Below are 7,457 nucleotides of genomic sequence, written 5' to 3' on the forward strand. Positions count from 1 at the left end.
GGCATACCGGAACCTTCGATGCTCGATCCAATAAACGCTTGGGGAGAGAATACCTCTACTTTTTCAGAAGCAATTCTGTCTTTCGCAAGTAATCTCTGTGAACCAAGAATCCCCGTCTCTTTAGAGCGGGGAGTGTCAAATAACTTCTTCCCATTTCATCGTTTTACCGCAATAATAACCGGAACCATCACAGCCGCAACAATCCCCGCCGCAAACCCATTATTGTATAAATTCAGTCCAGCATGGTTGAAGCCAACGGTGAGGGCTGCCGAGGAATGCAAAAATCCAGCCACAATTCCCCATTGCCAACCAAACTGACCCGAAATCGGGGCAAGGGTGGTACCAAACAGGGTTGCCAGCACAATCGCCGGATCATTAATATTCCAGGGTTTAGCTAGGGAACCCAGAAAAATGCCAGCCATAATCGGCACAATGTTGAGTGGGTGTTTACCAAAGGCTGCAAACCCGACGATGGTTAAGATGCCACCGATAGTCGGTCCATTTAAATCCGCTCCAATCACCAGCAAGTAGGCAAGACCGAGCAGTCCGCATAGGCCCATATTTACCATGGTTGCTCCAAGACCAACGATGGCAACAAAATCACTGGGGGCCTGTCCCGATAATTTTACAAGTGTGGATAATTGCCCGAGCGATTGGCGATCCAGAAAAATGCCCACTATCAGCATGGATAGGAAGAGAATGACCAGAAAACCAGTCAAGATCCCCTGATTTTCTGATGTCCAAATCATAACCGGGTCAGGAACATAGCCGTAGGATTTATAGAGCGCAACGACTAGGGTACCGATAACACCTGCTGTGAACCCAATGTTGTAGAGATTGAACCCAGCATGAGCCTTGAATAATTGGGTGGCGACGGGCGATAGGATAAAGCCAAGCAGCAGGGCGGTGAACAGGGCAAGCGGAATACTGACGCTACGCGAAATCGCAGTACTGTAAAGAATCTCCGAAAATATAGGGGCCAGAGCACAGCCGAAGAAGGCGATATTAATATAAGCGGCAAATGACTCATTTCGGAATTTTGCATAAAGCCAGACTCCAGCAATGATTGGCCAAACATTCAACAGGTTTTTGCCGAACAGGCTGAATCCGAGTAGTAGAAAGAGACTTGCGATTGAGGCACCAGAGATAGAAGCTTGGGTGATGCGGTAGAGGAGGCAAGCGAGGCAAGTTAGCAGCCCAGCGTTGACGAAAGCCGCTCCTATTCCTCCCACACCAATGTAATCGGTAATTAGAGCATCGCGGGTGGTGATGATCTCAATTAGTCCATTCAGAATCTCACCTGGTGATGACATGAGAAAACCGAAGACAATGAACGCAAGACCGTAGGAGGCAATAATCCCCAGAATCAGACGATTAGAGAGCAGTTGACTTGGTAATTCAACCCCTGCACGTTTTGTATTCATGCGTTTTATGCAATGTGGTTAAGCGGAATATTAAAAGGGTTTGACCTCAGATTTTATCTCATTCTGGCAGGACTTTCTAAGACAGGACTTAGATAAATAGTTTATTTTTTGGAAGTCCATTAGGAAATAGATCGCTCATAGAAAAAAGAACTTCTGTACCGATCAGCGATCGCTGATTTAAGGTCTTTGTAGGAAGATTAATTCTTCAACGGGGAAGAAATCATAGTAAGTACCGCGCGCAAAATTAATTACACATATCTAACCACCTCTTGCCTTCTGCCTTTTGCATGCGTGCCTATCTTGACTAAGAAATTAATTTTGCACGACTACTTATTGACCTTGATTAGCTAAAACTGCGATTAAATGGAGACGAGCATCAGGTTCAATGTGTAATCCTTCCCAGGGGACAGCAATTTCCAAACATTGATCAAGACAAAAACCACTTGGTATGTTATCGGTGAAAGTTTCCATCTACTGATATTAGTAAAGAAAAGAAAAAACAAGCTCTTGAAGATGAAAGAATTCGTAATGCTATTGAAGGGAAATTTGGACAAGCTAAAAGAAGATTTAGCCTCAATCGCGTGATGGCAAAACTTCCCTCAACATCGGAAACAGCCATTGCTATTACTTTTTTAGTTATCAATCTTTCCACCCTGCTTCGGCAGGTTTTGTGCCTTTTTTTCTGCTTTTTTCGAGAAAGAACAAATTTTCTCCTGTTTTCTCCCCTTTGCTATTAATAAAAGTTATATTTTCTCTGAATTATCTCAACAAAAACTTATCTTCTCAATTGGCTTGAATAATCAATTATCTTTCTCCTGCTGCCCCCTTACTTTTTCAGCAAGCCCTAATTAACGCCAGTTCGGTTTAAGGGAATTTTGCCATAGCTTCCACGAAAGAATAGGAGTTTCAGGCTACGGTAGCATCAGGGTTTTAGCTTATCCCGAACTGAGGTTAATTACTATTACCTGCTATTTGTTACAATAGGCTACTGCGACTTTAAGAATGTTTTATGTTTAAGACCATACAACATTTTCAATCGGATTTCGTACATCAAATCTGTCACCAACTTCTTAAATCTGGTATATAATTCCTGGCTAATCCTATCCTCTGGTGCTAAATCACCTCCATGAGCTACAGCATTGCGTAACCGCAGAAATAACTCTAAGGATTCCTTTAAATTAGGATTCGGATGTGCATAATCCTTCCAATGTTCTGGAAACTTTTCAAGTGCAAAGCTTTTGAGTAATTTGTTTAAGACGTTGAAACCAACATTACTCTCGGTATTAACAACTCTTGAAAAAGTGCAGCTATCCCCAGCGTGAAACTCTTTAAGTGAAGCGAAAAACCTTACTTTTTTATTGTCATTTGTAGGATATTCCTTGAACTGTTTAAAGGATTTTTCCATGTGGTGAATAACTATTTCATCGCAAAAATCATGAAGATCTCTGCCAACATTATTAAGTTCATCAATATAGAGGTTGAAAGATTTTTGGATAAAGCTTTCCCATAAAGAATAAATCATCGATATTGATTGAGTTGAGAAAATGTCTTGATGCTTTGAAGATAGAGAGTACCTTCTCGTAAAAATTGCTCTCTCAATTTCGAAAAGAACAGATATTCTCTCTTCAATAATCTCTTGCAATGCCCTATCAAAATCATCCATAGTCTATTGCTAAGTTTATTATTTAAAAATTTCATCTACTCTTTTAAGACGATTTCTAATCCGACTTTTACTATTAGAAGAGGTTCCAGAATATTTTTTGAAGTCGTTGTCACTTTTTAATTGTGTTATCTTTGATTTCAAAAGTTCAAGGTCTTCAGCATACGTCTCGATATTTTGAGCAACTCCGATTAATATCCCCTCAAAATAAGCTGGAACAAATAAGTTTCTCTCGTTTCTAAATATCTTGTTGTCTTCTATTTGGTAAATTAACTCTAAAACTCTCATGATGAGAGATTCATAAACATCATAGTCAAAACTAGCGTTATGAACAGTTATCTCCATAAAATCGTTTAAAAACTTCTCCATATTTTCATTAACATTTTGAGCATTTTTGTAGAAAGCAAAAAACCTAAGAACTAATTCTTGATCATATAATTCATTAAGTTTGCCACTACTTAATTGAGTAAGAGATTTGAAAACTTCGCTTTGACTAACTTTTAGTAAAAGCTCGTTAAGCCTGGGATTAACCCCTCGATAAATTGCATTTCTTATCTCCTGTGGAGTTAATTTTGAACCTCCAGAGTTGAGTCTTTTGAACAACTCATACTTCATGGAAGTACTACTTTCTCCTCTCAAAATTTCAACTCTACAAACAGCCCTTTTCAAGTTTATTTTTAGATTTGTTGGAAGATTGTCAATATTAAAGCCTTGCAAGCTTTTAACTAATCCTCCTTCTTGCAAAGTCCATTTATTTATAGTTTTTCTCTCTCCAGTTTCTTCCCCGTTTTCCTCATCAATTTCTTCTTCTTCTTCGACTCCTGATCTGTCTCTATCTTCTTGATAGTCAATTGTCCATCCACTACCTTTTAGTTCACCAAAAAAACTTATGAAAGTAGAAACACGTTGCAATCCATCGACTAATTCCCATACACCGTTTTTATCCTCGGCCACAAATATTGGAGGAATTGGAATCGAGAGTAGAATTGATTCTATAAGTGCAGTTTTTTGTGCTTCTGACCATCGGAATAATCTCTGATACTCTGGTCTAATTATTAATTCATTATTTTTGTATAGGTTGATCAACTCCCCAAAAGAAATGTCAAGCCTATCAGACGATAGCCTTTTTCTCTCATCTGAGACTTCTGTTTCGAGTAAGGCTACTTTTTCTGCTAAGGCTACTTTTTCTGCTAAGGCTACTTTTTCTGCAAGGTTTTCCATATTACTCAGGCTTAGTATGCTTTTCCAAGTATAACAAGCTAACAATGGGATTGATGACAAATCTGTGAAAGAGAGAACTCAGTTTTTAACAGCCTAACTATCAATTATACCGCTCCCTGCGGTCCCACACCCTCCTCTGTCCTACTTCCATCGCTTTAACACCCCCTCAATTTGGGCATAATTACCGCATTTCTACAGCCAAACGTCTAGTGGTCTGTCAATCTTGAAATTGTGGATAGGGGAATCGGGCCAAATTATCCGCCCCCAATCCCTCAAAATCATCTTAACAGACCCATAGAATCGCCCTTAATTTTTGTCAATTGTCGGCCCCTAACTATATTCCTCCCCGACACTGAGATTAAAGAGCATTTGCAGGGATTGTAAACAGCGCTTACGCGCTTCGATATCCTGTTGGGCGCGCAGTTGTACCATGGGTTCGTGAAGGATTTTATTAACGATACCGCGGGTCATCGCTTCGATAACTTCTTGGTGTTTTTCGGCGAATTCCGTCCCCAAACGGGAGAGGGCCTTTTCTAATTCCTGTTCGCGAATATCTTCAATTTTGCTTCTTAAACAGCTAATTGTCGGTACAGTGTCCAAAGAACGCCACCAAAGCTCGAAAGCTTCCACTTCCTGCTCTAGGAGTGCCTCTGCTTCCCTGGCCATCTGACGGCGACTTTCCTGATTGGCGGCAACCACCGCTTTGAGATCATCGACGTTAAAAGCTTGTACTTGTGCCAATTCCTTCACGTCGGTATGGACGTTGCGGGGAACGGAAATATCGATTAACATCAGGGACCTAGCAGAAATCGTCACTTCTGTCAATAAAGTTTTAGTTAAAATTGGTTCCGTGGCTCCGGTACTGGTAAAGACGATATCCGATGCCGCTACGATAGCCATCATCTCTTCTAAGCCATATAGTTGCAGCGGTAGGTGAGGAAATTCACGGGCCAACTCCTGGGCCCGTCTTTGGGAGCGATTGACGATCGCAATTTGCTGAGAACCCTTAGCCAGAAGATGCGTAACTAATAATCGGGACATTTTCCCTGCCCCGATAATAGCGATTTTCTTGCTGCTGAGGTCTGCCACCTTAGCATGGGCTAACTCCACCGCCGCCGAACTGATCGATACGGCTCCCGTGCCGATGCTGGTTTCCGTGCGGACGCGTTTACCGGCAGTCATCGCTTGTTTAAACAGGCGATCGAGTAATTGACTAATAGTATTGTACTTCTGGGCTAATTTATGGGTATTTTTAACTTGAGCGAGAATTTGCCCTTCACCGAGGACAAGACTTTCTAAACCGGCCGACACCCGCAGCAGATGACGGACAGCATCCTGATGCAGCAGGGTAAACAGATAACGACGCAGGACATTAAGGGGAATATGCCCGATTTCAGCGAGAAACTGGGTAATTTCCACCACGCCCTTTTCCGTATCCGTAACCACGGCATAGATCTCCAAACGGTTACAGGTGCTGATAATAGCCACCTCTTGGATGTGGGGATAACCCTTGAGGTGGGTAAGAGCGGACTCGATTTTCGCTTCCGGGATACTCAATTTTTCGCGAATTTCCACAGGGGCTGTCTTGTGACTCAAGCCCACTACAGCAATATTCATTTATGTTCTCCTACAAATGTTGCTCAGGCTACAAAAATTATTGATAAAGATCAGTGCGTTATGTCTCTAATTGTTGCAATTTAGTCCCCATCGGGATGCAAATAAAAGATGTTTGAAAAAAAACTTTATATATTTTTACCAATGGGGGCGAGGTGAGCCATACCCACCCCACCGGGTCAGAGAATTATCTCAGTTGAATGTATTTGGGTTGGTCGAACAGGTGAACGGTATCGACAAAGCGAGCGGTTTTCGATTGGGTGGAGATAACCAAGCTTTGGGTACGAGCGCCACCATGGAAGAAGCGTACCCCTTCCATCAGGGTGCCGGGGGTGATCCCACAGGCGGCAAAGAGGACGGTTTGGCCACTGGCTAATTCTTCGCAACCGTAAACGCGATCGGGATTGGTGATGCCCATTTCTTGCAGACGAGCGATATTACCCTCTCTGCTTTCGCCGATTAAACCGGTTTTGACCACTTCGGGATCATAGATTAATTGTCCCTGGAAGTGACCGCCTAGACAACGCATAGCCGCCGCCGAGATTACCCCTTCCGGAGCGGCACCGATACCCATGAGAGCATGAATATTAGTTCCCGCAAAAGCGCAGGAAATAGCGGCCGATACGTCACCATCGCTGATCAGACGAACTCTGGCCCCGGCGTTGCGGATTTCTTGGATTAATTCCTTGTGACGGGGACGATCCATAACTACTACCACCAGTTCTTCGATCGAACGATTGAGACAATCGGAAAGGACTTTCAGGTTTTCCGTCGCCGATTTATTAATATCCACATGACCTTTAGCTGCCGGGGGAGCGGCTAATTTTTTCATATAAAAGTCAGGAGCGGCGAATAACCCACCTTTTTCGGAGATCGCTAACACGGCCATAGAACCATTTTGACCGTAGGCAACCAAGTTAGTGCCTTCGCAGGGATCGACGGCGATATCGATTTCGACTAATTCGTCGGGATTACAATATTGTTTAGCATCAACTTGGGTACAGATACCCACTTCTTCGCCAATATAGAGCATGGGAGCCTCGTCTCTTTCCCCTTCTCCAATAACGATGCGACCGCGCATATGGATTTTATTCATCCGTTCGCGCATCGCTTCTACAGCGACGTGATCGGCGGTATTTTTTTCGCCTTTACCCATCCACTTCGAGGAGGCAATGGCAGCCTGTTCGACCACTTCGATAATTTCTAACCCTAGCGTACTTTCCACTCGATGATCCTCCCTACAGCTGATCTATATTTATCTAGTGAGTTTGTTTCCTTAACAGTCAAAAGTCTATCACCAGACGGGGATCATTCTTAAGTTTTTATGCAGATCATCTGGAGGAGACTGGTCTAGCTAGGGAGTTTTTGCCGGCACTGTCCCCTCCATCTCAGTTATGGATAGTTAGTAAAAGTATAGTCAAATATAGACAGACTGAATTCCATTTCAGAAATTCCCTTCACTTTTACTTCGAGAGATTGATTCTCCTTGGGTGAACTACGCACCTCTCTATCCCATAGCGGTTAAACGCATTTGGGAA

The 7,457-nt window shown here is 42.8% G+C and carries 6 protein-coding genes and 1 pseudogene; 1 reads left to right on the plus strand and 6 read right to left on the minus strand.

The features are described from left to right. Positions 1-155: 155 nt before the first annotated feature. Both IM319_RS08365 and IM319_RS08370 read right to left on the minus strand, forming a co-directional pair. Positions 156-1,424: a DUF1576 domain-containing protein gene (locus IM319_RS08365; protein WP_287735274.1), complete on the minus strand. Its 1,269-nt coding sequence runs from the start codon at positions 1,422-1,424 to the stop codon at positions 156-158. 330 nt (positions 1,425-1,754) lie between these two features. Beyond that, positions 1,755-1,895 carry a hypothetical protein gene (locus tag IM319_RS08370; RefSeq protein WP_287735278.1) on the minus strand — a complete coding sequence of 47 codons (141 nt, stop codon included), beginning with the start codon at positions 1,893-1,895 and terminating at the stop codon, positions 1,755-1,757. Here IM319_RS08370 and IM319_RS08375 point away from each other — a divergent pair. Beyond that, positions 1,892-2,161, plus strand: a pseudogene (locus IM319_RS08375) (transposase); the annotation flags it as partial. The gene IM319_RS08370 and the pseudogene IM319_RS08375 overlap by 4 nt on opposite strands. A 248-nt stretch (positions 2,162-2,409) precedes the next feature. Here the strand turns inward: IM319_RS08375 and IM319_RS08380 are convergent. The 4 genes from IM319_RS08380 to glpX all read right to left on the minus strand — a co-directional run bounded on the left by IM319_RS08380 (position 2,410) and on the right by glpX (position 7,144). Continuing rightward, positions 2,410-3,087 carry an MAE_28990/MAE_18760 family HEPN-like nuclease gene (locus IM319_RS08380; RefSeq protein WP_287735275.1) on the minus strand — a complete coding sequence of 226 codons (678 nt, stop codon included), beginning with the start codon at positions 3,085-3,087 and terminating at the stop codon, positions 2,410-2,412. Between the two features lie 18 nt (positions 3,088-3,105). Then, the gene (locus IM319_RS08385; RefSeq protein ID WP_287735276.1) at positions 3,106-4,305 is read right to left on the minus strand and encodes a DUF262 domain-containing protein; all 1,200 of its coding nucleotides are present in this window, start codon (positions 4,303-4,305) and stop codon (positions 3,106-3,108) included. Between the two features lie 330 nt (positions 4,306-4,635). Continuing rightward, positions 4,636-5,922, minus strand: coding sequence for a glutamyl-tRNA reductase (locus IM319_RS08390; protein ID WP_287735277.1), 1,287 nt, complete (start codon positions 5,920-5,922; stop codon positions 4,636-4,638). A gap of 184 nt (positions 5,923-6,106) precedes the next feature. Then, positions 6,107-7,144, minus strand: coding sequence for a class II fructose-bisphosphatase (gene glpX / locus IM319_RS08395; RefSeq protein WP_287687199.1), 1,038 nt, complete (start codon positions 7,142-7,144; stop codon positions 6,107-6,109). Between the last annotated feature and the right edge of the window lie 313 nt (positions 7,145-7,457).

Source organism: Microcystis sp. M113S1, assembly GCF_020246945.1.
Taxonomy (GTDB): domain Bacteria; phylum Cyanobacteriota; class Cyanobacteriia; order Cyanobacteriales; family Microcystaceae; genus Microcystis.

Coding starts and splice junctions, on each gene's coding strand:
- IM319_RS08365 (WP_287735274.1), bottom strand. CDS start 1,424: ATGAATACAAAACGTGCAGGGGTTGAATTACCAAGTCAACTGCTCTCT.
- IM319_RS08370 (WP_287735278.1), bottom strand. CDS start 1,895: ATGGAAACTTTCACCGATAACATACCAAGTGGTTTTTGTCTTGATCAA.
- IM319_RS08380 (WP_287735275.1), bottom strand. CDS start 3,087: ATGGATGATTTTGATAGGGCATTGCAAGAGATTATTGAAGAGAGAATA.
- IM319_RS08385 (WP_287735276.1), bottom strand. CDS start 4,305: ATGGAAAACCTTGCAGAAAAAGTAGCCTTAGCAGAAAAAGTAGCCTTA.
- IM319_RS08390 (WP_287735277.1), bottom strand. CDS start 5,922: ATGAATATTGCTGTAGTGGGCTTGAGTCACAAGACAGCCCCTGTGGAA.